1 protein-coding gene is annotated in these 203 nt (G+C 70.4%); it reads right to left on the minus strand.

All coding sequences use genetic code 11. The annotated features are described in order from the left end of the window. A partial coding sequence (locus tag B1205_RS30935) for a hypothetical protein (protein WP_254909731.1) occupies window positions 1–203 on the minus strand: 203 nt, incomplete at both ends.

Here is a 203-nt window from a genome sequence, read left to right on the forward strand (position 1 = left end):
GTCCACGGTGATCTTCTGCGACAGGTCGCCCTTCGCCACCGCGGTCGACACCTGGGCGATGTTCCGCACCTGGGCGGTCAGGTTCGACGCCATCGAGTTCACGTTGTCGGTCAGGTCACGCCAGGTGCCGGCCACGCCGCGCACCTGCGCCTGACCGCCCAGCTTGCCCTCGGTGCCGACCTCGCGGGCCACCCGGGTCACCT

It is taken from the genome of Micromonospora sp. NBS 11-29 (assembly GCF_002140155.1).
Lineage (GTDB): Bacteria > Actinomycetota > Actinomycetes > Mycobacteriales > Micromonosporaceae > Micromonospora.